Raw genomic sequence first — 25,018 nt, 5'->3', positions numbered from 1 at the left:
CGTTTCCCCTGCGCCCACGGCGTTATCCCGACGGTGGAAATTGGGGCCGGGCGGCCCCACATTCCAGACCGAACCGGAGGGATCCATGACCGAATATCGCAAGACCGACGAAGCGCTGGCGAAGCTGAGCCCGGAAGAGTTTCGGGTGACGCAGCAGAGCGGCACCGAGCGACCGGGTACGGGCAAATATCTGTATAACAAGGATGCGGGCATCTACGTCGATATCGTGTCCGGCGAGCCGCTGTTCGCGTCCTCCGACAAATATGAATCGGGCTGCGGCTGGCCGAGCTTCACCAAGCCGATCGCGCCCGCGAATGTCGCCGAACTGCGCGACGTCAGCCACGGCATGATCCGCACCGAGGTGCGCTCGGCGCATGGCGACAGCCATCTCGGCCATGTGTTCGAGGATGGACCGATGGATCGCGGCGGCCTGCGCTATTGCATCAATTCGGCCTCGCTGCGCTTCGTGCCGCGCGGCGAGATGGAGGCGCAGGGCTATGGCGCCTATCTCGATCAGGTCGAGGATATCGGCTGAAGGCGAGTTGCTTCGGCAGCTAAAGTACCATCATCTTTGATGGATGGTCATTGCGAGCGCAGCGAAGCAATCCAGATCCGCAGATGACGGGCTGGATTGCTTCGCTGCGCTCGCAATGATGGATTAATGTATTGAAAACCCTCGAGAGAGTGGAGGCCCGACCGGGAATCGAACCCGGGTGCAAGGATTTGCAGTCCTCTGCGTCACCACTCCGCCATCGGGCCATCGCTTCGAAAAAAGCACTGGGTCTCCCGAGGGGAAGCGGGCTGATAGCGGGGAGGATCGCCCCCGGCAAGTCGCGTATTGGAGTCTGGTCAGCAGCGCTGAACCGGTGCCGGGATCCGCGCCAGCGGATCAAACGTTAACCGGCGACCAGATCCGCGTCCTCGGGATGTTTCTGCAAATAAGCGATGACGAACGCGCATTCGGGCTCGATCTTCAGCCCCTGCGCGCGCACCTGCCGCATCACCGCGCCGATCAGCCTGGTCGCGATGCCGCGCCCAGAGATGGATGTGGGCACGATCGTATGGGTGAGCGTCAGCACGTCGCCCGCGCGCGTGTAGGCGGCGTAGGCGATGTGGCCGTCCACCTCCCATTCGAAGCGCTCCCGCTCGGGATGATCGACGACATCGCCCTGATCCACGCTCATATCCGTCATTCCTTCGCCTGCTCTGCGATTCCGGTTGCAACGCATCCGCAGGCTCAGCAGGTTCCGGCGCATGAAGAAAGCCATCCTGCTCGCCGCCCTCTCTTTTCCTCTCGTGGCGGCGGCGCCCGCGCCCGATCCGGCGCAGTTGCGCGCGACGATCACCGGTCTCGTCGGTTTCGGCACGCGCCATACGCTCTCGACCACGACCGATCCCAAGCGCGGCATTGGCGCCGCGCGGCGCTGGGCGGCGGGGCGGTTCGAAGGCTTCTCGAAGGCATGCGGCAAATGCCTGACGGTGGAGACGATCGGGGACACCTTCACCGGACCGCGCGCGCCGAACGGCGTCCGCGTCGAGGATGTGATCGCGATCCAGAAGGGCACGGGCGATCCCGATCGCGTCATCATCATCCAGGGCCATATCGACAGCCGCGTGAACGACGTGATGGACGTCACCACCGACGCGCCCGGCGCGAATGACGATGCCTCGGGCAGCGCGCTGGTGATGGAATCGGCGCGGCTTCTCAGTCGCGAGAAGTTCGCGGGCACGATCGTCTATGCGTTGCTGTCGGGCGAGGAGCAGGGGCTGTGGGGTGGCAAATTGCTGGCCGACACGGCCAAGGCGCGCGGCTGGAAGGTCGCGGCGGTGCTGAACAACGATATCGTCGGCAACACGCACGGCATCGGCGGCGAGCATGTCGACGACAAGGTGCGCGTCTTCTCGGAGGGCATCCGCTTCCTCGGCGATCCCAAGCTGCAGCGGCAGATCGGTGAGGAGGATGACAGCCCCTCGCGCGCGCTGGCCAAGGTGGCGGTGGCGACGGCGGCGGCCGATCCCGCGATCGGGCTGGAGGCGCTGGCGATCCGCCGGCCCGATCGTTTCCAGCGCGGCGGCGATCAGACGCCGTTCCTGGAAGCGGGCATCCCGGCGGTGCGCTTCACCGAGGCGACCGAAAATTACGATCGCCAGCACCAGACGATCCGCACCGAGAATGGCCGGCGCTATGGCGACACGATCGACTATGTCGACTTTCCCTATCTGGCGAAGGTGACGGCGCTGAACATGGCGGTCGCGCGCCGTCTGGCGGCGGCACCTGCAGCGCCGACGTCCGCCGCCATCTCCGGTGCGGTGAGCGACGATACGAAGGTGACCTGGCCGGCCGTGCCGGGTGTGGCGGGCTATCGCATCCGCTGGCGCCGCGCGGACGGCCTCGCCTGGACCGACAGCCGCGACGTGGGCGCCGACGTGACGAGCGTGGATCTGGTGCGCACCAATATCGACGACCATTTCTTCGCGGTTTCGTCGCTGGCGGCGGGCGGCGAGGAAAGCCTGCCGACCTTCGCGGGCGCGCCGCTGCGGCCGACCCCGGGCAGCACGGCGAAGTAGAATCTGCTGGCCCTGAGAGGCCGGCTGACAAGTCTTTCAGATATCCCGTCCTCCGTTCGTTCTGAGCGCAGTCGAAGAACGTGTTACGAAACGTGACGTTCGAGGCCCGTGCTTCGACAGGCTCAGCACGAACGGGTCAAAGGAGCGGAGCAGGGGAATTGGTCGCGAGGATCGGTTCAGGTGATCAGAAGGAGGCACGCGATGCAATCGCGCCACGCTTCGCCATCATTCGCAACGATCTCAAGCAATTCGCCGTATTGAGGACGTCCGCTAAGGGATTTGTTTAGCTTGCGGCCTTAAGGACGGTCGCCAGTGGAAAGCGGTTGGACCGATGGGGATCGACGCAAAAACGATTTTGTTCATCACGCTGGCGATCGCGCTGATCGCCGGATTGTCGCTGCTGGTAGAAAGCCGCGCGACTCGTGAACGGGCGCAGTGGATCTGGGGGCTGGGCTTCCTGACCATCGCGGCCGGCTGCGGCCTCACGCCGCTGCGCAACGGCATCTCCTTTCAGCTTGGTGTGTGGGTGGCCGATGGGCTGCTGATCGCGGCCCATATCCTGTTCCTGATGGGCAGCGCGCGATTCCTGCGCCGCTCCATGCCGTGGCGCGCCTGGCTGGCGCTGGCGGCGTGGCTCCCGCTCGCGGCGTGGCCCGCCGACGACAGCCAGACGCTGGCCTTCGCGGTGGTCAACGCCGCTCTGGTGGCGGTTCTGGCACTGGCCACGGCGCGCATGCTGTGGCGGCATACGGACAAGAGCGACTGGACCTCGCGCCGTCTGGCGGCGATTTTCGGCCTCCACGGGCTTTTCTATCTGGTGAAGGCGGTCCTCGTCTGGGTGCCGGGCGGTTTCGTCGACATCGTCTCGCTCAAGGGGATCGTGATCCAGCTGTCGCTGGTCGAGGGTATCCCCGTCGCCACCTTGCTGCTGCTGGTGATGGCCGCATCGGCGCGGCGTCGGCGTGAGGCGCACCTCCTTTCGCTGGCGGACAGCGATCCGTTGACCGGCCTGCTCAATCGCCGCGCCTTCGATGCGCGCGCGGAGGCGATGCTGCGCGGGAACGGGGCCGCTGCCATGCCCGGCGCACTGATGCTGTGCGACCTCGATCACTTCAAGCGGGTGAACGACACGTGCGGCCATGCGGCGGGCGACGAGATCCTGCTGACTTTCGCGAGCCTTTTGCGCGTGACGCTGCCGGCGGGATCGCTGGTCGGCCGCTACGGCGGCGACGAATTCGTGGCGCTGCTGCCGCAGATGGACCCCGATAGCCTGTCGCGCATCGGCGCGACCTTGTGCGCCCGCTTTCGCACCGGCCATCGCCCCGCCGGCGACCGCGTGATCGCGACGACGGTGACGATCGGCTCGGCCATGGTTCGTCCCGGCGCGACGCTCGCCGCGTTGCTGGGCGAGGCCGATGCCGCCGCTTACGAGGCGAAGCGGCGCGGGCGCGACCAGATGTTCATCCGCGATGCGGACATGGCGCCTCAGGAAGAAGCCCCCGTACGGGAGCGCCGCTGCGCCCACGCCTGAGCGGAGCGGGGCCGCTTTAAAGCGAACCGTGCTCCTGCGTTCGCAGAAGCACGGTAGGCCATCCAACCCGATTCAGTGCGGCACGGCGCCCAGCTCGAAGCCGGTCTTGTCATGCAGCGCGAAGCGATCGACCAGATCGGCGCTGGCCGCGTTGTAGCCGATCACACTGACCTCCGATCCGTCGCGCCGCAGCCGGGCGACGATCTTGTCGAGCGCGCCGACGCCCGAAATATCCCAGAAGTGCGCGGCGGAGACGTCGATCGTGACCGGGCGGCCCTGCTCGGGCGAGAAGGCGCGGGTGAAGCGATCGACCGAGGCGAAGAAGATCTCCCCGCTGACGCGATACAGGCTGGACGCATCGTCCGCCCCTTCGGTGCGCTCCACCGTGAACATACGGCGCACCTTGCCCGCGAAGAAGATGCCGGAGAGCAGCACGCCGCACAGCACTCCGCGCGCCAGATCGTGCGTGGCCACCACCACCGCGACCGTCACCAACATCACCACCGAGGAGGTGGGCGGATGGCGGCGCAGGTTCGTGATCGAATTCCAGCTGAACGTGCCGATCGACACCATGATCATCACCGCCACCAGAGCGGGCATCGGGATGCGGCCCACGATCGGCCCCAGCACCGCGAGCAGGAACATCAGGAAGGCGCCCGCGACGAAGGTGGAGAGGCGCTTGCGCCCGCCCGACGTGACGTTGATCACCGACTGGCCGATCATCGCGCAGCCGCCCATGCCGCCGATCAGGGCCGCGACGATGTTCGCGCTGCCCTGGCCCATGCATTCGCGGCGCTTGTCGCTCTCCGTATCGGTCATGTCGTCGACGATCTGCGCGGTCATCATCGATTCCAGCAGGCCGACCGCCGCCATCGTCAGCGAATAAGGCAGGATGATGCGGAGCGTATCGAGCGTGAGCGGCACGTTTGGCCAGGCGAAGCCCGGCAGGCCCTGCGGAAGCTTGCCCATGTCGCTCACGGTGCGGACGGGGAGGCCCAGCGCGATGCTCGCCACCGCCAGCACGAGGATCGCCACCAGTGGCGAGGGCACCGCTTTGGTGAGGCGCGGCAGAAGATAGATGATCGCGAGGCCGGCCGCGATCATAGCATAGGTGTGCCAGCTGACGCCGATCAGTTGCGGCCACTGCGCCATGAAGATCAGGATCGCCAGCGCGTTGACGAAGCCGGTGATCACGGAGCGCGAGACGAACTGCATCAGCAGATCCAGCCGCAGCAGCCCGGCCCCGATCTGGATCAGCCCCATCAGGATCGTGGCGGCGAAGAGATAGGGCACGCCATGATCGCGCACGAGGGGCGTTACCACAACGGCGACGGCGGCGGTGGCGGCCGAGATCATCGCCGGCCTGCCGCCGAGCAGGGAGATGATGATCGCGATCGCGACCGAGGCGTAGAGGCCGACGCGCGGATCGACGCCCGCGATCACGGAGAAGCCGATCGCCTCGGGAATGAGCGCGAGCGCGACGACGATGCCGGCGAGGATGTCGCGACGCGCCTCGGCGGCGTCGGCGAACCACTGGGTTCGGAAACGGGACAATGTTGGGGTCATAGGGACTGTCATGCACGCAACGCATGCCGCCGCCGTCCGCGGGTGAGGGCGCTTCGGAAACGGATCATGCGAAGATTGCCCGGCGGATCGGCGGCCGGGATAGCCACCCGGATTTGCACCGGGTCCTTGCGGTTGAGGGGACTTTAGACGGGGAGGGACGGAAAGGGCAACCTTGTCGTCCCTTTCCAAGGGACGGAGCGAGCATGGCACCTAAGGCGGGAAGCCGCTCCGTTCCTGCGATGCTGATCCGCCAGCCTCTCTCATCCTCCCCCGACACTGTGGCGCCGAAGGCGACGGAGGGGGAGGTTAGCGACCGACCCCCCGTCCTCCCCCTCCGTCAGGCTGAAGCCTGACTCGTCCCCCTGGCGGGGGAGAATGAAACAGCAAGTTCGATCGCCTGCCCCCTTAGCGCGGCGTGGTCTGCTCCGTCTGGCGGTTGTTATTGTTGGTCGTGCCCGGCGTGGTGGTGGCCGCCGAGCCGGGGGTGCCGGGCGCGCCCGCCGTGCCCGAACCGTTGCCGCTCGCATCGCCGCCCGTGCTGGTCGCCTCGCCTCCGGGCGTGGTCTGGCCGGGTGCGCCACCGTTCGGGCGGCCATTATTGTTGGTGGCCCCATTGGTGGTGCCGCCAGTCGAGCCCTGCGTGGCGCCCGGCAGCGTGCTGCCGCCATTGGCATTGCCCGCGCCGCCGCCGGCATCGCCGCCCACGCCGATCGCGCCGCCGCCATTCTGCAAGGCGCCGGGCGTGGGCGAGGTGCCGGGCGTCGTGATGCCCACGCCCGCACCGGCATTGGCACCCGCCGCACCCGATCGCTGTTCGCCGCCGGCCCCCGCATCATTGCCGATGCCGAGCCCGCCTTCGGTGGAGGGGTTCACGCCCGGCGCGCGCTCGCCCGGCTGCTGCGGCCCGCCCGTACCCCCATTGCTGCCGCCCGCGCCGGGGCGATCGTTGGCGTTGGTCGCGTCGCTGTTGGGCGATCCCGCATCGTTGCCCACGCCGATCGTGGTGTCGAAGGGCGAGGCGCCGCCGGCATCGCCGCCGGGCCCGCCGCCGCCATTCCACAGGCTGTCATTGCCCGCGCCGATGACGGGATCGTCGCTGTTCTGAGTGTCCGCTTCGGGGTTGGGCGGTGCCATCTGGATGAGCGACTGGGGATCCTTGCTCGGTACCGGATCGCCCGGCTTGTTCGAATCCTCGTCGTCGTCGCCGTCGCTGCCACTGGAGATCACGCCGACCAGATCCTGCGGCGGCACCAGCTGGCTGATCAGCGTGCTGGCCACGCTCTGACCCGAGCAGGCGCCGCTGGAGAGGACGCAGCCGTTGACGAGCACGTCGGTCGCGCCCGCTCCCGCGCCCGTCTGCGAGATGCTGGCGAGGAAGGCCGATCCGGTCACGAAGGTGCCGGTCGCGTCGCGCCCGCGCCCGTTGATGAACACTTCGGGCTGATCGCCTGTCGGGAAATCGGCGATGACGATCCCGCCGGTTCCGGTGGTGACGCCGCGCCGGGCCGAGGCGGCCGCCCCGCCGCTATTCTGCACATAGATGGCGGCGATGCCGCTTCCGCCCGAAATGCCGCTGGGATAAGCGAAGCGGATCGTGTTGGCGCTCAGCCAGCCCGTCTCGCTCAGATTGCCGTCATTCTGCGCCAGCCGCGCCTCGCGCGCGGTGGCGGTATCCAGCGTGCCGACGTTGGCGAGCGCGGCCGCGCTGCCGACGCGCACGACGCGCGCATCCAGATCCAGCGTGCCAGCGGGCGCGCCCGCCGCATTGGTCTGGATGATCGATCCGCCCGGCGTCACCACGTCGATGCCCAGCGCGCGGATGGCGAGGCCGCCCGTGGTGGTGCCCGGCAGATTGGCGAGGAGGACCGGGCCCGTCACCTGCACCTGTCCCGGCGTGGAGATGGTGAGCAGGCCCGTGCCCAGATTCTGGCGCGATCCGGCGGGGGCTGCGGCGCCCGTGCCGTAGAGCGTGAAGCCGCCGATCACGACATCCGGCGTCGCGGTGGAACTGGTCGCGGCGCGCGGCAGCGCGATCGTCACCGAACTGGCCTGGATGCGCGAGAGCGCGCCCGCGTCGAGCGAATAGCCGTTGGCATTGCCCGTGCCGCCGATGAAGCTGCGCCCGGTGCCGGTGTTGACGAACGCCACCGTGCCGGTGCGCGCGAGCGTGCCGATCAACGCCGCCGGGCCCACCGCGATCGTCTGCGAGGCGAGCGAGATCGCGCTCGCGTCGATCAGCCCGTTCAGGATCAGGCCCGCGCCGCTGATCGTGGCCGCGCCGGCGCCGGTGATGTCGCCATTCAGCGTGGTCGTGCCGGTCGAGGCGAGGGTGAGGGGCGAGGTGCCCGCCACCGCCTGCCCGGTGATGCCGGCGGGCGTGCCCGTCATCGTGATCGTGCCGAGCGTGAGATCGCCGCCCGTGCTGGCGAGGTCCACGCCAGCCGAACTGGCGGCGTTGGCGACCGAGAGCGTGCCCGCCGCGCGCAGGCGCAGGCCGCCGTCGCCTGCCGTCGCGCGGGTGACGGTCAGCGTGCCGGTGGAGCCGACATTGACGGTGCCGCCGCTCAACGTCGCCGCGCCCGTCGAGCGCAGATCGGTGATCGACAGGATGCCCGAGGCGGACAGGCTGGTCGTGCCGCTGGCGATCAGCGTGCCGCCGGTGAGATCGCCCCCGGTGACGGTCAGGCTGATGTTGCGGCCCGAGAGATTGGTGAAGGTCGGCAGGCTCGCCGCCGACAGGGTGATGTCCGTGCCAGTGGAGAAGGAGGAAAGGCCGAGCGCGCCGCCGGCCGAGAAATTGGTGGCGCCGCTGCTGCTGCCGCCATTCACGGCGAGCGCGCCGCTCGTGCGCACCACCGCGTCGCCATTGCTGCTGACAAGCGAGGAGAAGACAAGATCGCGCGTGGCGTTGATCGCCACCGATCCGCCGCGCACGCTGGCGGTGGGCGCGTTCAGGTCCCCGGTCACGGCGATCGCGCCGGGGGCCGTCAGCGTGACGCCGGTGGCGGCCTGCGCCGTGCCGATCGTGATCCCACCATTCGCACTGGTCAGCACCAGATCGGCGGCGCTGCTCGCATTGTTGACGGTGAGGAGATTGGCCGCGCTGAGCGTCATGCCACCGGCGCCTGCGGTGGCGTTGGCGACCGTCATCGCGTTGGGGGCCGTCAACGCGATGCCGCGTGCAGTAGCGCTCACGGGTCCGACCGCGCCGAGCGCCGCGACCGAGACATTCACCGGCGCGGTGAGCGAGACCGTGCCGGTCGCGTTCAGCGCCTGCCCGCTGATGCTGCCGCTCGCCGCCGCTAGGCTGACATTGCGCCCGGCGATGGCGGTGAAGGCGGAGATCGTATTGCCTGTGAGCGTCAGATCGCCGCTGAGCGCGGTGATGGTCGGGGCGGTCAGCACCGTGCCGGCGTTCAGCGTGGCCGAGCCCTGGGCGATGCCGCCGTTCACCGTCAGCGCCTGCGCGGTCGTGATCGTGACCGATCCGGTGGCGGACCTGCCGATCAGACCGTCGAATATGAGGCTGCCGGGCGAGCCGATCGCAATGCTGCCGCCGTCCGCCTGCACCGTGCCGGCCGAGGTGAGCGACGCGATCGACAGAGTGCCGGTGGCGACCAGCGAGGTTAGGCCCGCCGATGTCAGCGACTGGATCGCGAGATCGCCATTGCTGGCGGCGGCAATGACCGAACTGCCGGAAATGGCGCCGGTCGACAGGATCGAGGCGCCGCGAAGGTCCACGCCCAGCCCGGCCGCGAAGGAGGGCAGGGTGAGCGCGCCGCTGGACGCCAGGGTGACGAAGCCCGGCGCGGTCATCGCGTTGATCGTCAGGCTGCCGCCATTCGCGGTGAGGGTCACCTGCCCGTTGGGATCGCTGCCGGAAACGTTGGCGAAGGTCAGCGCTCCGGGGCTCGTCAGGACCACGCTGCCGCCGGTCGCGGTGACCGCGCCCGCCGAGGTGAGCGCGCCAACCCTGATCTCGCCCGGTGCGGAGATTGTCGTCGTGCCCGTGGCGCCGAGCGTCTGGCCCGCTAGATTGCCCGTGATCGCCGTCAGGCTGACGTTGCGGCCGGACAGGCTGGTGAAGGCGTCGATCGTGGTGCCCTGCAGCGCGAGATCGCCGGTGGTGGTGAACGAGGTGACGCTCAGCGGGCCGCCGGCCGTGAAGCTGCTGTCGCCCGCGCCGCGCCCCGGGCCGACGGTGAGCGCACCCTGTGCCGAGAGATTGATGCCGCCCGTCCGCCCGATCGCGTTGGCGAAGGTCAGCGATCCGGTGGAGCCGATCTGCGCGCTGCCGACGTCCATCGAGACGTTGCTGCTGGTCGTAAGGTTCGTGACCGTCACGGCGCCCGGCGCACCGAACGACACCGGGCCACCCGAAGACAGGCTCTGCGCGGTGATCCTGCCGTTGACGCTGGTGTAGATCGAATCCTGTTCGCTCGATGCGGTGGCGATCGTGAGAGTGCCGCCCGCCGTCAGCTGCAGGCTGCCATTCGCGGTGGCGCGGGTGACGGCCATATCGCCTTGTGACGACAAAATGATGTTGCGACTGTCGACGGTGATGCCCCCGGCCGATTCCAGGCCGGAGATCGAGATGGTGCCCGGCCCGCCGGTGAGGGTGGTGGTGCCGCTGGCGACGAGCCCCTGACCGGTGATGCCATTGTTGTTGATGATGCTGACATTGCGCCCGGCGATGTTGGAGACGCTGTTGGCGGTGATGCTGGACAAAGCGAGGTCGCCGGTCGCCGTGAAGTCCGAAAGGCCGAGCTGGGCGCTCGTCGTGATCGTCGCCGCGCCGATCACGCTGCCGCCGGTGATCGCGATATTCTCGAGCGAGCTGACGATCACGTCGCCGCCGATGGAGCCGAGTTCGCTGAAGCTGAGCGACTGGGCGGCCGTATCGCCCATCGGATCGGTGATGATCCGCACGCCGCCGCCCACGGCGCGGATCGTGCCGGCCGAGAGGAAGACGGGCAGATCGATCAGGCCGGTGGCCGCCAGGTTCGTCCCGCCGCCGGAATAGAGCCTGTCCGCCGCGATGCCGCCGCCGAGCGCGGTGATGTCCAGCGAGCCCGCCGAGAGCGTGCCGATCGTGACGCCGCCCGCGGCACTGATCGTGGTGGCGCTGTTCGCGAAGCCCTGGCCGATCGAGACGTTGCCGCCCGTGCTGGCATAGCTGGCGGCGCTGCCCACGGACGCGGTGGAGATGCTCAGATCCCCCGCCGAAATCAGCTCGGCACCGCCTTCTCCGGCGCTGAGCGAGGAGACGGTCATCGCGCCGCTGGAGCGCAGGCTGACGACATTGCCGGTGGCGGATATGATGCCGCCCGCCACCAGATCGTCGACCGTCAGATCGCTGGCGGCCGCGTTCAGCGTGACGTCGCCGGTGGTGGTGAGCGCGCCGACGGAGACCGAGAAACCGCGCAGTTGCGCGCTGGCGATCGTGCCGAGCCGGCTGGTGCTGGCATCGAGCAACTGGAGCGGGCCCGACTGCGCTTCGAGATCGAGCGTGCTCCCGTCCGCCATCTCCAGCCGGCCGATCGTGATGCCCTGCGCGGCGATCAGCACGTTGCCCGTGCCGACGGAGAGCGAGGTGCCGGCGAAGAAGCTGCCATCCAGCAGAAGATCCGCCTGGAAGCCCTGCTGGCCGGTATGGCCGAGCTGGCCGAACACATCGAAGGCGGCCGCCTGCACGTCGCGCGTGACGTCGATCGTCAGATCGCCGCTGGTGGTGCGGAAAGTGTGGAGCTGCGCGACCAGATCCGTGCCGATCAGCTGCATCGAGGCGGCGGCGATCGTGCCGCTTGCTCCCGGCGTGGCGAGGATCGAGCCCGTGCCCGCATCCAGCGTCGCGAGGCCCGCCACGGTGATGTCGCGCCCGCCATTCTGGCCGAGCAGGATGCCGTTCGTGGCGTGGATGTCGAGCGTCGGCACCGTCATGTTGCCGGCCAGCCAAACCGTCTGCGGCTGAAGGTTGCTGCGATCGATAAAGAAGAGCGAAGAGGCGCTGACTCCGCCAAGGCACATCGATCCGGCGGAGCAGGTAGTCAGCAACTGGCCGCCGTCATCGTCGCCGATGGTGCCATTGCCGGTCAGGCCCAGCGTGACCGCGCCGCCTGTCATCGAGCCGTTCTGCGTCTGGAACGCGTCGGCATAGATGCTGAGTGGCGCATCGTTCGCGTTGATGGTCCCGGCACTGATCAGGCTGTGAACCGGATCCGTGCTGTTGCTGTCGCCGCCCACCGAAATATCGATGCCGGTATCGGTCTGGTTGATCCGGTTGGCGCCGGCATTCAGCACTGCGAGGGCCGCGATGCGCAGATCGCCGCCAGCGCCGATCTGGAGAGTGTTGTCCGTCACGATCGAGCCGGTCGCCGCGATGTCGATCGAACCGCTGGCATTGATCCGGATCTGGCCGTTTGCCCGAATCGGGCCATTGATGGCGATCGTGGCGTCGGGCGACGAAGTCCCGCTCAGGGGGCCTTCGTAACTGCCTGCATTGGCCAGGACATAGGCCAGATTCGTATCGAGATTGCCTTCGCCGTCATCCTGCGCGTCGACCGTCACGCTCGCATCACTGATGGTGATACCGGAGGCGGAACTGAGCGAGATGCCGTTTACGGCCCGCAGCCGCAGTCCCGGAAGATCGCCGACGCCCGCGATATCGATAGTGCCGGATGAATCGTTGCTGGCGGTCGCGTCCAGAAATGCGTTGCTGGCGGACAGGCTGCTATACTGGATGCCGATGCGGCCGGCCTGAATCGCCGGCGTGGTGGTGCCCGAGCCGGTAATGCTGGTCAGGCCGTTGGAGATGCTGCCGAAATTGCCCCCGACGATGATCGGCCCGCCGCCGGCCGTCGAGATCGTGACGCCGCCACCGTTCCCGTCCCGATTGCCGCTGGCGTTGAGGCCATAGGTGTCGATGGAAAGATTGCCGTCGACGGTGAGGGCTCCGCCTGTGGCGGTGAGGGTCGCCGTGCCCCCGTTGCCGTTTGCAGGCCCCTGGCCTCCGGCTCCGTAGACCGACATCTGAAGTTCGGTGACGTGCGCCGAGCCGCCGTTCATCGCCACGGTCACGGATCCGCCGGTGCCGTCGCCGCCCCCGAAGACGCCCTGGCCGCCCACGCCGTCCGCTCGAAGGTCGACCGAACCGCCGACATCGCCGGTGTTTAGCCCTTCGAGCGTGCCGCCGCTGACCATGAGGGATGCGTCGCCGCCGGTAACGCTTCCGCCCAGTCCGCTATTGGTGCCGCTGTCGAAATTGTCGACACCGAGGCTGCCGGCATCGATTGTCAGAGTCCGGCCCGCATCGATCCGCAGCGTGCCGCCCGCATCGACGGTGACGGAGGCGATCCCGCCGATGGTGCTGCCGTTCACGTCCACGCCGACGCTTCGGATCGTCAGGTCGCGGTTGGCCGTCGCCGCGACGCCACTGGCGACGGTCAGACTGGAGGCGAGGCCGCCGAGCAACGTGGTGTCACCATCGAAGCGCAGGTTCGCAGCGTCGGCTTCCGCAATGACATTGGACGATATCGCCGTGAGACTGCTGCTGAAGCCGATGGTGCCGGTCGCTGTCTGCCCGCCGATCTTGATCGCGCCGGTCGTGTTCGCATTGGTGGGAAGCAGGAGCGGATTGGGATCGCCGCTGCCATCGAAGGACGTCCCGGCATTCTCGCTGGCGAGCAGGACAATGCCGTCGGTGGTGGCGGTGGCAGAACTGGCGCCATAGCCGATCTCGCCGCCGGTTAGCAGCATCGTGACCGCATCATTCTTGGGCACCGCGATCATATAGATCTTGCGCCCGTTCGAGGCGGTTGAGGCTGCGCCGACGCCCGTTGCATCCGTGCCGACATTGCCGCCGCTCTTGACGATCGCGGCGTCTGTCGTGGTCGTTCCCGTGAAGCTGGTGCCGACCGGGATGCTGATCCCGAACAGGCCGCCATTCGATGCGATGTCGAGATTGACCTGCTCGCCCGCGATGAAGCCGATCGCGCCACCGGCCTGAATACTGCCGCCGGTCTGTACGATGCGCGGGGCGACGATGCCGACATAACTCTGCGCGAGGATGGCGGCGTTGCCCGCGATCGAGATCTGGCTGGTATTGTTGTTGCCGGCACCGAAGATCGCGGGATCGGTCTGGAGAGTGATCCTCGCGCCGTTCGTGCCGTCGTTGAAGTCGAAGAAAGTGTCGCCCGGATTGGTGCCGTAAACGGGGTTGAGCGTTGTGAGCAGCAGGCTGCCGACGTTGAAGCTGGCCGTGCTGCCGACGATCATGCCGCCGGGGCTGTAGAACCAGACATTGCCGCCGATCGCGCCCGTCGTGCTGCCGATGCGCGATTCGACGGTGCCGTCGAACCGCATCGGCGTGGTGCCGCTCGCGATCACGTTCAGGACGGTATAGCCGCCCGAATTGGTGTTGTAGAATGTCGCTGTCCGGCCCGGCAGGACGAACTGGTCGCTGTTCGGCGTCCAGTCGATGATCGCCTTGGACGAATTCACCTGAATCAGGGTCGATGTGCCGGAATTGATGACGGTGGCGCTGTTCACGCCATCATTGGTGTTGAAGCGCGATACGCCGCTCGCGTTGATCGCCTGCGCGCGCACCGGCTGCGGGGCCATCACCACGCTCAGGCCTGCGATCGAGGCGGTGGCGTAAAGCTCCAGCCTGCGCCGGCGCTTGGCCGTTGCCGGAGACATCATGCGCTGCTTCGGGTCGGAATGTCGCATCACTTGCCCCACGGGATGAGACGGGTGGTGAGCGACACCATCACGCGCGTGTCGCCGCGCTGCAGATCGTTGGGAGCCTTCCTCAGCGGCACGGCGGCGGTGACGTCCAGCCGCACGCGATCGCCGTACGCCACGCGCAGGCCCGCGCCCGCCGAATAGAGCTTGAGCGGGTCATTCTCCGCCACCAGCACCCGCCGGTTCCACACCCAGGCCGCATCGAAGAAGGCGTAAGGCTGGAAGGCGAAGCTGGTGCGGCTGCGCGGCAGGAGCGCGCCGTAGCGGCCCTCGATCGAGAAGCCGGCGCCGCTGTCGCCGATGATCGCGCCCGGATCGTAGCCGCGCCCGATCGTATAGGCGCCGCCCGAATATTGCTCGTAGCTCATCAGCGGCGAGAAGCCATATTGCAGGCGGGGGCTGAACGCGAAGGCGATGTTCGGGCGCGGGCGCACCTCGCTGAAGCCCGTGAAGCGGATCACGGTGGCGGTGGGATCGGCCTGGATGCGACTGAGCGACACGCCCGCCGCGCAGGCGGCGTAAAGCGGCCCCGGTCCGCAATCCTCGCTCGCGCCAAGGATGCCGAGCCCGCGGCGCAGCTCGAACGATCCCGACACGCGCCAGCGCGGCAGGATGCTGGAATAACCGGCACGGCCGCCGAGGATGCTGCGCGGATCGGCCGCGGCCATGTCGAGCTGGAGATAGCCGACGCGCAGCCGGTCGCGCGTCAGCAGCACGTTGGTGAAGCGCAGATCCTGATCGACGAGATCGCCGCCGCCGCTCAACCGGATATTGGCCGTCTGCGAGCGGAGCAGGGGGTAGGTCGCCTCCAGCGAGGCGACGAGCGTGCGCGATTTGAGCGGATCGCCCTGGCCCACGCTCGGCCGCGTCCAGGCATAGGTGAAGCGGCCGCCGATCGTGAGGCCTTCACCGCCGACGCGGATGTCGTAGCCCGATTGCAGCACGGTCTGCTCGCGCGTCTGCACACTCTGGAACAGGCCGAGCGTGAGCCGGTCGCCATAGCCCAGCACGTCGTTGGCCTGGCCCGTGATCAGCCCGCCCCAGCGGCCGACCTGATGGCTGCCGTAATTCTGGAGGTTGGCCGTCACCATGAAGGGCATGCGGCTGGCGATCACCTCGCCCACCACCTCGCCCGGCGCGGTGCCGGCGGGGCGCAGGGTGAGGCGCACGTCATAGCCGGGCAGATCGCGCGCGAGCAGCAGGTAACGCTCGGCGTCCTTCTCGTTGAACAGGGGCTGTTCGGTCAGCTTGTTGAGATAGGCGGCGAGCAGTTTCTCGGATTTGCCGGCGTCGCCGCGCACCTGCACGCGGACCAGCCTGGCCATCAGCACATCGAAATGGACGATCCCGTCCGCCGCGATGCGCTGCGGCGGCACCTGCACGGCGGCGATATAGCCCGCGCGGCGCAGGATCGTGGCGGCGGCGTCGCGCACTTCGCAGATCGTGGCGAGCGGCACCTTCTTGCCGACGAAATCCTCGTAGGAGGAGGCCAGATCCTCGGGCTTCATGCCCTTCAGATTGTCGAAGACGGCACCCTTGAAGTCGACCGTCAGCCCGGCGAAGCGCGGCTCGGCGAGCGGGCAGGGCGCACGTTCGACGCCGCCGTCCACGGTGAGCTTCGAGGGGGGCACGGCTTCGGGCGGCGGCGCCGCGCGCTCGATCGCTTCGCGCGTGGGCGCCTGCAGCGCCGATTGCGCCAGCAATGCCGAAGGGGAGGCGCAGGCGGCCAACGCCACCGCGCCCCTCGTCAGACGTCCTCCCACCAAACCCCCGAAACCCCGCATTCGCTTTCCCCGGAAACGCGGCCTCCCAGCCGCGCATCACCCCGTCATGCTATTGTTGCAGGCGGATTACTCTCCGCCGCTGCTCGCTTTCGTGGCGGCCGCCGTCGTCTCCACCAGCTGATCAAGCTGCGCGGTGCAGCCCTTGGCGATCAGGGTGGAGGCCATCGCCTGCACATCGCTCTCCGGCTTGCCGCTGAGCGTGAGCGTGATCGCGACCGGCGCACCCGTGCCCGTCGTCAGCGTGTAGCGCGCGCCCTCGGTGATCGGCAGACTGGATGGCCATGCCTGCACCGATTGGCCGGGCGACCAGTCGAGCGTCGCCTTGGCGGCGCCGGTGGCGCTGGCGATGATCGTCTTGGTCGGCAGGTCCGCGCCCGGCCGCCACAGATTGGCGGAGCTGGCATCGGCGACGCAGACCGTGCCCGCGCGCGACGCGTCGACGATCCAGATGTTCGGCGGACGGCCCGTTTCGGCCTCGACGCCGCGCACGGCCCCGATGCGGACGCGGCGATCGCCCCGCTGCGAGGTGAGCGCGGCGAGCGCGGTGTTGCCCGTATCGGTGTCGGCGGCGGCGGTCGCCGTCGCGGAGAAGCTGCCGGGGCCGCGCAGCGTGCGCGTGCCATGCTCGTCAAGCAGGGTGACCTGGTCATTGGCCTTCAGCGCGAGCTTCGCGCTCGGCTGCAGCACCTTGCCCGGAGGATAGGCCCCGGCCGAGGGACCCGCCGACCGGACCACCAAGGTCGCGGCGGAAACAGGGGTGGCAACGGCCGCCGCCAGCAGGAACAGTGCCGCAAATCGCGGCGAACGGATGTCAATCGAGCGCATAGCTGCCTCCCGGGCCAATTCTTTCAAGACGTTCTAACAGATTTACGAGAGCGAGGTCTGTCGGGTTCTGCGAAATCATCGTCCGAAGCGACGAAATTGCGTCCGCATCCCCTTGATCGAAATTTTCCAATATCTTCGTCAGCGCGGCGGCCTGGACGAGATCGCAATCGGGCAGCGCTTCATAGATCGTCATCGGCGTCGCGGAGCGGCCGCGCACCGTGATCCGCCCCATCGGTCGCACGCATTTCAGCGTGGAGCGCGCGACGACGTCGCCGCTGATGAGCAGGGTCGTCAGCAACTTCTTGTTCGCGCTTTCGAGGCGCGAGGCGGCGTTCATGCTGTCACCCAGCGCCGTATATTGGATGCGGCCCTCGCCCCCGAAATTGCCGACGATCGCGACGCCCATATGCACGCCGACGCGCGTGCGCCCGATCGGCGGCACGCCCGGGGGCGCTTCACGGCGGAAACGCTCGCCCGCCTCGTACATCGCCATCGCCGCCCGGATCGCGCGATCGGCATCGTCGGGACGGGAGATGGGGGCACCCCAGAAGGCGATCACGGCATCGCCCACGAACTTGTCGAGCGTGCCGCCATGCTCCAGCACCACGGCCGACAGCAGATCGAGATAGCGGTTGAGCAATTGCGCGACCATCGCCGGCGCGATCTGCGACGAAAGCTGGGTGAAGCCCTCCAGATCGGTGAACATCGCGAAAATCTCGCGCTGCTCGCCGTGGAGCGCCAGCTTGTCGGGATCGCGCAGGATCTGCTTGGCGACGTCCGGCGGCAGATATTTGCCGAGCGCCGACTGGGCGAAGCGGCGTTCGTCGGACGCGAGCGCGCGGCCCGCGCTGGAGGCGGCGATGAAGGCCAATGTCCAGCCGCCAAGCCAGCCGAACATCGGCAGGCCCTGCGTATCGAAGCCCGCGCGTTGAAGGATCAGCGGCGTCGCCACCAGCAAGGCGACCGAGCCGACGATCACGATCGCGTTGCGCGCGGCCGAAAGCTCGGTGAAGCCGGCCAGCACGGCGGCGACGATGACGAGGAAGGCCGCGCCCCACAGAGCCGTGTTCGCGATGTGGCGCGGGATGCGGCCGTCCAGTTCCTGCGCGAGCATCGTCGCGTGGATTTCGAGGCCGGTGGTGGTGCCGGATTCGCCGGCCTTGGAAAGGCGCGTGGCGGGCGTGTCGAACTGGTCGACGTCGGAGATGTCCCCGCCCATCAGCACGTAGCGGCCCTGTATCTGGCCGCGCAGCATTTCGGCCGCCTCGGGCAAGGCGAACAGATCGATCGGCAGCTTGGAGAAGACCGGCCGATCGGTGCGCTGGGGCAGGCGATAGAGCAGGCTGCCATGATAGGTGAGGAAGCGCGGATCGTCCTTCGGCTCGCCCCTGGCCATCGCGTTCGAGAGCAAAGGCGGCAGGCCGGGCGGGCGGCTCGGCCAGCTCCGCATCACGCCGTCCGGATCGGCCTCGATCCGGATCGAGGTGGGGTGAACGTTGCCCGGCTTCAGCTTGGCCAGGAAATCGCGCATGAACGATTCCTGCCAGGGCTGCACATAGACGCCGTTGGTGGCATTGGCGGCGAAGGCCAGATGCACGGGCGTCTTCATGCCCTGAAAGGCCTTGATCAGCTCGGCATCCTCGGGCTGCTCCTCATCGATCAAGATATCGATGCCGATGCCTTTGGCGCCCAGTTTGTCGAGATTGGTCAGCGCCTTGGCGAGCAGGCTGCGATCGAGCGGGGAGCGGCGCGCGGTCGCCTCCAGCGTCTCGTCCGTATAGACGACCATCACGATGCGCGGATCCTGCGGCACGCGCGGCGCCGTCATCAGCAGGCGCACGTCGTAAAAGGCGCGCTCGGCATCCACGCCGAGCGGCACATGCCAGCTGTAGCGCGCGAACATCAGCGCGATCAGCAATACGATCGCGGTGCCGATCAACTGACGCCAGCCGACCTTGCGCGCGATCCGCGTGGCGGCGGTGCCGTAGCTGATCTCGGCGGCGTCGTTCTGGTCGGCGGGTGTCGTCGCCATCTCAGCGGGTCCGCAGGACGGGCTGGGCGCCGTCGCCGATCAGCGCGAAGGCGGACCAGTAATAAGGATGCGAGGTATCCGCCTCGTTCATCAGCTTGACCTGACCCTCCCGGAGCGCTTCCGAAATCGGCGTGCCGGGCGGTGCCTCGAACAGGCCGGAGATCAGCCGCTCGGTCGCGCGATAATCGTCGGGCGCGGGCCAGTGGGTGGCGAGCACCGATCGGCTGCCGGCACCGACGAAGGCGCGGACGAGGCCGTCCAGCGCGCGGCCGCCGCCCGAGGTGACGCCCGCCTCGCGCGTGGCATCCACCGAGGCGCTGCCCGCCGTATCGCAGGCGGACAGGATCACCAGATCGGCGTCGAGCTTCAGATCGTAGATCTCGACGAAGCTCAGCAGGCCGTCGCTATTCTTCGGCGCGAAGGAGGTGAGCAAAGCCGGGCGCGCGAGGCAGGAGGGATGCGGCGCCGCGACCAGACCGTGCGTGGCGAAATGGAGGATACGGAATTGGTTGATCGCCTTGTCGTCGCGGATCGCGGCGTCGCTGAACGCCTCGCCGGTGATGACCTCGGCCTCGTCCTTCCCGATCACCTTCTGCGCCAGATACAGTTCCTTCGCCGAGATCGGATTGCTCCACGCCGCGAGCGGCCAGTTGCAGTCGAGCTGCCCGGCGGGCGGCGGTGTGAAGGAGGTGAGCTGCACCATCGCGGGCACGGGCGCATTGTGACCGAGCCCCAGATATTGCTTTTTCGCGGCCGACGGCGGCGTGCGGCGCACATCCTCGAACGCGCGGGGGCTGACCGAGGTGGAGATCTCGATCGTCTTGCCCAGCCAGGCGACGCCGCGGAAATCGAACGGATCGCCCTTGGGATCGTCCGCACGCTTCAGATAGGCATCCACGCCCGCCTGCTCGGTGACGAGGAGGTTCGCGGGCAGGCGCAGCATCGCGCCGTCGGGCTCGAAGATCAGATGCTTCACCCGGGGGAAGGCGGCGGCCTGCGGTCCGGCCAGCGCGACATAGAGCGCGCGTGCCTTCACCACATCGAACGGATGCGTTTCCAGCTGGCCGTTGACCGTGGTGGCGATGCTTTCGCGGATCGCATCGACCGTCTTTTCCAGCGCCGGCGCATCCATCGGCACCGCCCAGGCGGTTGTTTCGCTCTGGCTGGCGAAGAAGCCGAAGATGCGCCCGCCGACGACGAGCAATTTCCAATAGGCCTCGCCCGGCTTCAGCGTCTGCTGCAGTTCGGGCAGCGAGGAGATGCGGCCCGAGACGACGCGATAACGCGGGAAGGCGCCGAGGCGGGACTGGATGCCGACCTGATCGGCCTGCAACTGGGCGAGGCGCTCGCGGCCCTGCGTGATCTGCGTCTGCTGTTCGGGCGTCGGCGTCTCGATCGCGGCGAGGCGTGAGAGCGTGATGCGCTGGCGCTCGATCTCGCGGCCCAGCGTCACCGACTGGCGGAACAGCGCCGAGGCGGCATCGTCGCCGCCCGAAAGCTCGCGCGTCAGGATCGCCTGCGTCTCGGCGAGGCCGGGGCGCTGGAGCGTCTGCGCCGCGCCGAAGAAATCGGCGGCGAGCGCGGGATTGTTCGGGATCTGCTGCGTGAGCAGCGTGAAATAGGGCGCCAGCAGCCCCTCGAAGCCCGCCGTCGCGCCGCCGTTCGCGATCATCGTGTCGACGACCTGCCGGTAGAGGGTCAGCGCCTCGGGCACGCGATCGGTGCGCGACAGGAACGCGCCCAGCCGAGCGCGCGCCGCGTTCACGGCGGCCGAGCCGGGATATTCGGCGTCGAGAATGCCAAGCGACTGGCGCAGGCCGGCCTCGGCGCGCGGGATATTCTTCTCGCTCTCGTCGATCTGCGCGATTTCGGACAAGGCCTGCGCGCGCAGGCGGGTGAGCGAGCTGATATTGCCGCTGCGGATGCGGGCGATCTTGCCCAGCATCTCGTCCATCGCGGCGCGCGCCTGCGCATTCTTGCCCTGCAGGCGATAGATGCTGCCCCGGATCGAGATGGCCTGCGCATCGAGGATCGCGGCTTTCTCTTCCGGCGTGAGCGTGGCGACCGCGCCGACGCCCAGTTCGGAGGCGAACGGGCCTTCGCTGTTGATCGCGGCGGCCGTCGCGCGATCGATCTGGCCGGGCGTCACCTCGATCCCGCCGATCGGCGCGACCGGGCTGGCGAGGACGGCCAGCGCCGCCGGCAGACGGCCCTGGTTCAGATGATTGATAGCCTCCAGATTGCGGCGCAGGCGCAGCTCCACCGGATCGGCGGTCGGGATGCGGCGCGCTTCGGCGAACAGGGCGTCCGCCTCGGCGAATTCGCCGAGATTCGATTTCTGCAGCGCGCGATTGACGACATATTCGCCATACCGCCGGTTCGGATCCGAGGACGAGAAACGGCGCTGGAGCAATGTGTCGAAGAATTCGGCGGCCTCGGCATAATTGCCGCCATTGTTGCGGCGATAGCCCTCGGCCAGCGCCTGATCCAGATCGAGGCTGCCCGCCTGCACGCGCGCGAAGGCGGCGGCGTCGCCCGCCTCGGTGACGGCGACCGAAACTTCGCCGGGCAGCGATCGATCCGCGACGACGGAGCGCAGCGCCAGCGTCAGCGCGCTGTCATAGCCCGCCAGCCCCTGCGCCACATAGACATAGCCGCGCCGCCGGATCACGGTGCGGCGCAGCGGCACGTCCGCCTGCGCACCCTGGCAGGTCGCGATCTGCGCCTCACCCGCATCGGGCAGCGTCTGCGTGGTCGGCGCCTCGCACGTCACGGCGGGCAGGCGGGCGAGCGCATCCTCGCCGCTTTTGGGGCGGATCACGTGAATTTCGCCGACGGGCGTGGCGGCATCGCGGCAGGCGATCGCGTAGCTGCGATCGAACATGCCCTGCGCCACCTTGCTGGTGGCGAGGCTCTGGACGCGGCACAGGCTGGAGCCGCCCGATCCCAGACGGAAACTGTCGGCGATGCTCGGGCGGATCACCGGCACGGGCGCGGCCGCCATCGCCGCGGCGGACGAAAATCCCGCCGCGATCAGGGTCGCGCCTGAAATGAGCCTCCGCAACATCGCCGCTCCCCCGCGCGCAAGCTGTGCCAAGCCGCCTATGCCCCCCGGCGACTCTGGAATATCGCGTGCCCCCAACCGCGCGAAATGTCGAGGGCCGCTCTGATCGTATGACAGACGATACGTACCGCTGGGCCGTTTCGGTTGCAGCTTTATTGCTAGGTATGGTTGCCGGCAGCTTTCTGTCGACGCTCGCGCTGCGCTGGCCGGCGGGGCGGGGGATCGCGCGCGGGCGCTCCGCCTGCGACGGATGCGGGGCGACGATCCCGGCGTGGCGGCTGGTGCCGCTGGCCAGCTATGCGCTCCAGCGAGGACGCTGCGCGGCGTGCGGCGGTGCGATCGATCCGCGCCACCCGGCGATGGAGGCGTTGTGCGCGGCGATCGGTTTCGTCGCGCTCTGGCTGCGGCCGGATGCGGTCGGGGTGGCGGGCGCGCTGTTCGGCTGGGGGCTGGCGGTGCTGGCGCTGCTGGATCGCGACCATTTCTGGCTGCCCGATCGACTGACGCTGCCGCTGGGCCTGATCGGGCTGGCGATCGGTCCGGCGGCGCTGCCCGACCGGATCATCGGCGCGCTGGCGGGCTATGCCGCGCTGGCGTCGATCGCCTTCGTCTATCGGCGTGCGCGGGGGCGTGTCGGGCTGGGGCAGGGGGATGCGAAACTGGTCGGCGCGATCGGCGCGTGGCTGGGGTGGCGCGCTCTGCCCTTCGTGGTGCTGGGCGCCTGCGCGATCGGGATCGTCTGGGCGATCGCCGCGCGCAAGGGGGCGCTGGATCGGTTGCCGCTGGGGACATTGCTGGCGGTCGCGGCGTGGGGCGGGTGGATCGCGCTGATCTGAATCGTCATTGCGAGCGCAGCGAAGCAATCCAGTTCCTCGGGTGCGGGACTGGATTGCTTCGCTGCGTTCGCAATGACGAGAAGGGTGGTTAGCTGACCCGGTTGGCGATCAGATCGTCCACCACGCCCGGGTCCGCGAGCGTGCTGGTGTCGCCCAGGCTCGACGTGTCGCCTTCGGCCACCTTGCGCAGGATGCGGCGCATGATCTTGCCCGAGCGCGTCTTGGGCAGGCCGGGGGCGAACTGGATCGCGTCCGGCGTCGCGATCGGGCCGATCTCCTCGCGCACCCAGGCGCGCAATTCCTTGCGGAGATCCTCGGACGGTTCCTCGCCGCCGTTGAGCGTCACGTAAGCGTAGATGCCCTGGCCCTTGATGTCGTGCGGGAAGCCGACCACCGCCGCCTCCGCCACCTTGGCGTGGAGGACGAGCGCGCTTTCCACCTCGGCCGTGCCCATGCGGTGGCCGGAGACGTTGATCACGTCGTCCACGCGGCCCGTGATCCACCAATAGCCGTCCGCATCGCGGCGCGCGCCGTCGCCCGTGGTGTAGACGTTCGGATAGGCCGAGAAATAGGTCTGGAAGAAGCGCTCGGGATCGCCCCACACGTCGCGCATCAGGCCGGGCCAGCTGCGCGTGAGCACCAGATTGCCCTCGGCCACGCCGGCCAATTCCTTGCCCTCGGCATCCAGCAGCTTCGGCTCCACGCCGAAGAAGGGATGCGTGGCGGAGCCGGGCTTCAGCGCGGTGGCGCCGGGCAAGGGCGTGATCATGTGGCCGCCCGTCTCGGTCTGCCACCAGGTGTCGACGATCGGGCAGCGGCCTTCGCCCACCACCTCATGATACCAGCGCCACGCCTCGGGATTGATCGGCTCGCCGACCGTGCCGAGCAGTTTCAGCGAGGCGCGGCTCGTCTTTGCGACGAAGCTGTCGCCATCCTTCATCAGCGCGCGCAGCGCCGTCGGCGCGGTGTAGAGGATCTCCACCTTGTGGCGATCCACCACCTGCCAGATGCGGCTGGCGTCGGGCCAGTTGGGCACGCCTTCGTACATCAGGGTCGTGCCGCCATTGGCCAGCGGGCCATAAACGATATAGCTGTGGCCCGTGACCCAGCCGATATCGGCCGCGCACCAGTAGATCTGGCCGGGGCGATAATCGAACACCGTCTCGTGCGTGAGGCTCGCCCACAGCAGATAGCCGCCCGACGTGTGCATCACGCCCTTGGGCTTGCCGGTCGATCCGCTGGTGTAGAGGATGAACAGCGGATCCTCGGCACCCATCGGCACGGGCGGGCAATCGACCGAGGCCTTGGCCATTTCGGTCGCATAATCCAGATCGCGGCCCTCGTGCATCGGCACCTTCGCGCCGGTGGCGGCGACGACGATCACCGTCTCCACGATCGGCGCATGCTTGATGGCCGCATCGACATTGGCCTTGAGCGGCACGGGCTTGCCACCGCGACGCCCCTCGTCGGCGGTGATGACGACGGTGGAGCCGCAATCCTCGATCCGCCCCGCCAGCGCCTCGGGCGAGAAGCCGCCGAACACGACCGAATGGATCGCGCCGATCCGCGCGCAGGCGAGCAGGGCCACCGCCGCCTCCGGGATCATCGGCATATAGACGGTGACGCGATCGCCCTTCTTCACGCCCTGCGCCTTCAGCACATTGGCGAGCCGGCAGACCTGCTCGTACAATTCCAGATAGGTGATCGCGCGTGGCGCCTCGGCGGGATCGTCCGGCTCCCAGATGATCGCGGTGGCGGCGCCGTGGCTGGCGAGGTGACGATCGAGGCAGTTGGCCGAGACGTTCAGATGCCCGTCCGCAAACCACTTTATGCCGAAATCCGCCTTGGCGAAGCTGCTTTCGTCCGCCTTGGTCGGAAAGGTCAGCCAGTCGAGCCGCTTCGCCTCATCCAGCCAGAAGGCATCCGGCGTTTCGATCGAGGCGCGATACATGTCCGCATAGCGCGCCGCATTCACCCGCGCGCGATCGGCCCACTCATCCGGAACCGCATAGACCTCGTCGCTCATCGTCTCTCCGTCTCTTCGCCAGTCACAGCCGGCGTTTGGGAAGT

At 68.3% G+C, this 25,018-nt stretch carries 12 protein-coding genes, 1 tRNA gene and 1 other annotated feature; of the genes, 4 read left to right on the top strand and 9 right to left on the bottom strand.

Annotation, left to right across the window (positions count from 1 at the left end):
• The first annotated feature begins 85 nt into the window (after window positions 1-85).
• On the top strand, window positions 86-535 hold the full coding sequence (msrB, locus tag HL653_RS19715; protein ID WP_171746016.1) for a peptide-methionine (R)-S-oxide reductase MsrB: 450 nt from the start codon (window positions 86-88) through the stop codon (window positions 533-535).
• Window positions 536-685: 150 nt separating this feature from the next.
• On the opposite strand, the gene HL653_RS19710 is transcribed toward msrB, so the two are convergent.
• Together HL653_RS19710 and HL653_RS19705 are read right to left on the bottom strand one after the other, a co-directional pair.
• A tRNA-Cys gene (locus tag HL653_RS19710) sits at window positions 686-759 on the bottom strand.
• Window positions 760-896: 137 nt separating this feature from the next.
• Entirely contained in the window at window positions 897-1,193 is a 297-nt protein-coding gene (locus tag HL653_RS19705; protein WP_216599903.1) for a GNAT family N-acetyltransferase, read from the bottom strand.
• A gap of 61 nt (window positions 1,194-1,254) precedes the next feature.
• Here HL653_RS19705 and HL653_RS19700 point away from each other — a divergent pair, with 61 nt between their 5' ends.
• Both HL653_RS19700 and HL653_RS19695 read left to right on the top strand, forming a co-directional pair.
• Window positions 1,255-2,568: a M28 family peptidase gene (locus HL653_RS19700; RefSeq protein WP_171746015.1), complete on the top strand. Its 1,314-nt coding sequence runs from the start codon at window positions 1,255-1,257 to the stop codon at window positions 2,566-2,568.
• A gap of 331 nt (window positions 2,569-2,899) precedes the next feature.
• Window positions 2,900-4,099, top strand: a complete 1,200-nt coding sequence (locus tag HL653_RS19695) for a diguanylate cyclase (protein WP_171746014.1) — start codon at window positions 2,900-2,902, stop codon at window positions 4,097-4,099.
• A gap of 72 nt (window positions 4,100-4,171) precedes the next feature.
• Here HL653_RS19695 and HL653_RS19690 read toward each other — a convergent pair whose 3' ends face one another.
• The 6 genes from HL653_RS19690 to HL653_RS19665 all read right to left on the bottom strand — a co-directional run bounded on the left by HL653_RS19690 (window position 4,172) and on the right by HL653_RS19665 (window position 22,115).
• Window positions 4,172-5,665, bottom strand: coding sequence for a SulP family inorganic anion transporter (locus HL653_RS19690; protein WP_171746013.1), 1,494 nt, complete (start codon window positions 5,663-5,665; stop codon window positions 4,172-4,174).
• A gap of 73 nt (window positions 5,666-5,738) precedes the next feature.
• Window positions 5,739-5,794, bottom strand: a sequence feature (sul1 is cis-regulatory element that is thought to sense ions involved in sulfur or methionine metabolism; They are found in Alphaproteobacteria).
• A 276-nt stretch (window positions 5,795-6,070) separates the two neighbouring features.
• The gene (locus HL653_RS19685) at window positions 6,071-14,365 is read right to left on the bottom strand and encodes a hypothetical protein (protein WP_171746012.1); all 8,295 of its coding nucleotides are present in this window, start codon (window positions 14,363-14,365) and stop codon (window positions 6,071-6,073) included.
• A gap of 26 nt (window positions 14,366-14,391) precedes the next feature.
• A complete protein-coding gene (locus HL653_RS19680) occupies window positions 14,392-16,170 on the bottom strand; it encodes a ShlB/FhaC/HecB family hemolysin secretion/activation protein (RefSeq protein WP_253717135.1) in 1,779 nt (592 codons plus the stop codon).
• 87 nt (window positions 16,171-16,257) lie between these two features.
• Window positions 16,258-17,016: a hypothetical protein gene (locus HL653_RS19675; protein WP_253717133.1), complete on the bottom strand. Its 759-nt coding sequence runs from the start codon at window positions 17,014-17,016 to the stop codon at window positions 16,258-16,260.
• Window positions 17,003-19,048: an adenylate/guanylate cyclase domain-containing protein gene (locus HL653_RS19670; RefSeq protein ID WP_171746010.1), complete on the bottom strand. Its 2,046-nt coding sequence runs from the start codon at window positions 19,046-19,048 to the stop codon at window positions 17,003-17,005. Before HL653_RS19670 ends, HL653_RS19675 begins: the two co-directional genes overlap by 14 nt.
• A gap of 1 nt (window position 19,049) precedes the next feature.
• Window positions 19,050-22,115, bottom strand: a complete 3,066-nt coding sequence (locus tag HL653_RS19665; RefSeq protein WP_253717131.1) for a CHAT domain-containing protein — start codon at window positions 22,113-22,115, stop codon at window positions 19,050-19,052.
• A gap of 161 nt (window positions 22,116-22,276) precedes the next feature.
• Here HL653_RS19665 and HL653_RS19660 point away from each other — a divergent pair, with 161 nt between their 5' ends.
• Window positions 22,277-22,948: an A24 family peptidase gene (locus HL653_RS19660; RefSeq protein ID WP_253718159.1), complete on the top strand. Its 672-nt coding sequence runs from the start codon at window positions 22,277-22,279 to the stop codon at window positions 22,946-22,948.
• An 88-nt stretch (window positions 22,949-23,036) separates the two neighbouring features.
• Here HL653_RS19660 and acs read toward each other — a convergent pair whose 3' ends face one another.
• Window positions 23,037-24,974 carry an acetate--CoA ligase gene (gene acs / locus HL653_RS19655; protein ID WP_171746008.1) on the bottom strand — a complete coding sequence of 646 codons (1,938 nt, stop codon included), beginning with the start codon at window positions 24,972-24,974 and terminating at the stop codon, window positions 23,037-23,039.
• Window positions 24,975-25,018 lie beyond the last annotated feature (44 nt).

Source organism: Sphingomonas sp. AP4-R1 (assembly GCF_013113735.1).
GTDB lineage: Bacteria > Pseudomonadota > Alphaproteobacteria > Sphingomonadales > Sphingomonadaceae > Sphingomonas_I.
This window is presented reverse-complemented; position numbering and strand designations above follow the sequence as displayed.

Coding starts and splice junctions, on each gene's coding strand:
- msrB (WP_171746016.1), top strand. CDS start 86: ATGACCGAATATCGCAAGACCGACGAAGCGCTGGCGAAGCTGAGCCCG.
- HL653_RS19705 (WP_216599903.1), bottom strand. CDS start 1,193: ATGACGGATATGAGCGTGGATCAGGGCGATGTCGTCGATCATCCCGAG.
- HL653_RS19700 (WP_171746015.1), top strand. CDS start 1,255: ATGAAGAAAGCCATCCTGCTCGCCGCCCTCTCTTTTCCTCTCGTGGCG.
- HL653_RS19695 (WP_171746014.1), top strand. CDS start 2,900: ATGGGGATCGACGCAAAAACGATTTTGTTCATCACGCTGGCGATCGCG.
- HL653_RS19690 (WP_171746013.1), bottom strand. CDS start 5,665: ATGACCCCAACATTGTCCCGTTTCCGAACCCAGTGGTTCGCCGACGCC.
- HL653_RS19685 (WP_171746012.1), bottom strand. CDS start 14,365: ATGATGTCTCCGGCAACGGCCAAGCGCCGGCGCAGGCTGGAGCTTTAC.
- HL653_RS19675 (WP_253717133.1), bottom strand. CDS start 17,016: ATGCGCTCGATTGACATCCGTTCGCCGCGATTTGCGGCACTGTTCCTG.
- HL653_RS19670 (WP_171746010.1), bottom strand. CDS start 19,048: ATGGCGACGACACCCGCCGACCAGAACGACGCCGCCGAGATCAGCTAC.
- HL653_RS19665 (WP_253717131.1), bottom strand. CDS start 22,115: ATGTTGCGGAGGCTCATTTCAGGCGCGACCCTGATCGCGGCGGGATTT.
- HL653_RS19660 (WP_253718159.1), top strand. CDS start 22,277: ATGGTTGCCGGCAGCTTTCTGTCGACGCTCGCGCTGCGCTGGCCGGCG.
- acs (WP_171746008.1), bottom strand. CDS start 24,974: ATGAGCGACGAGGTCTATGCGGTTCCGGATGAGTGGGCCGATCGCGCG.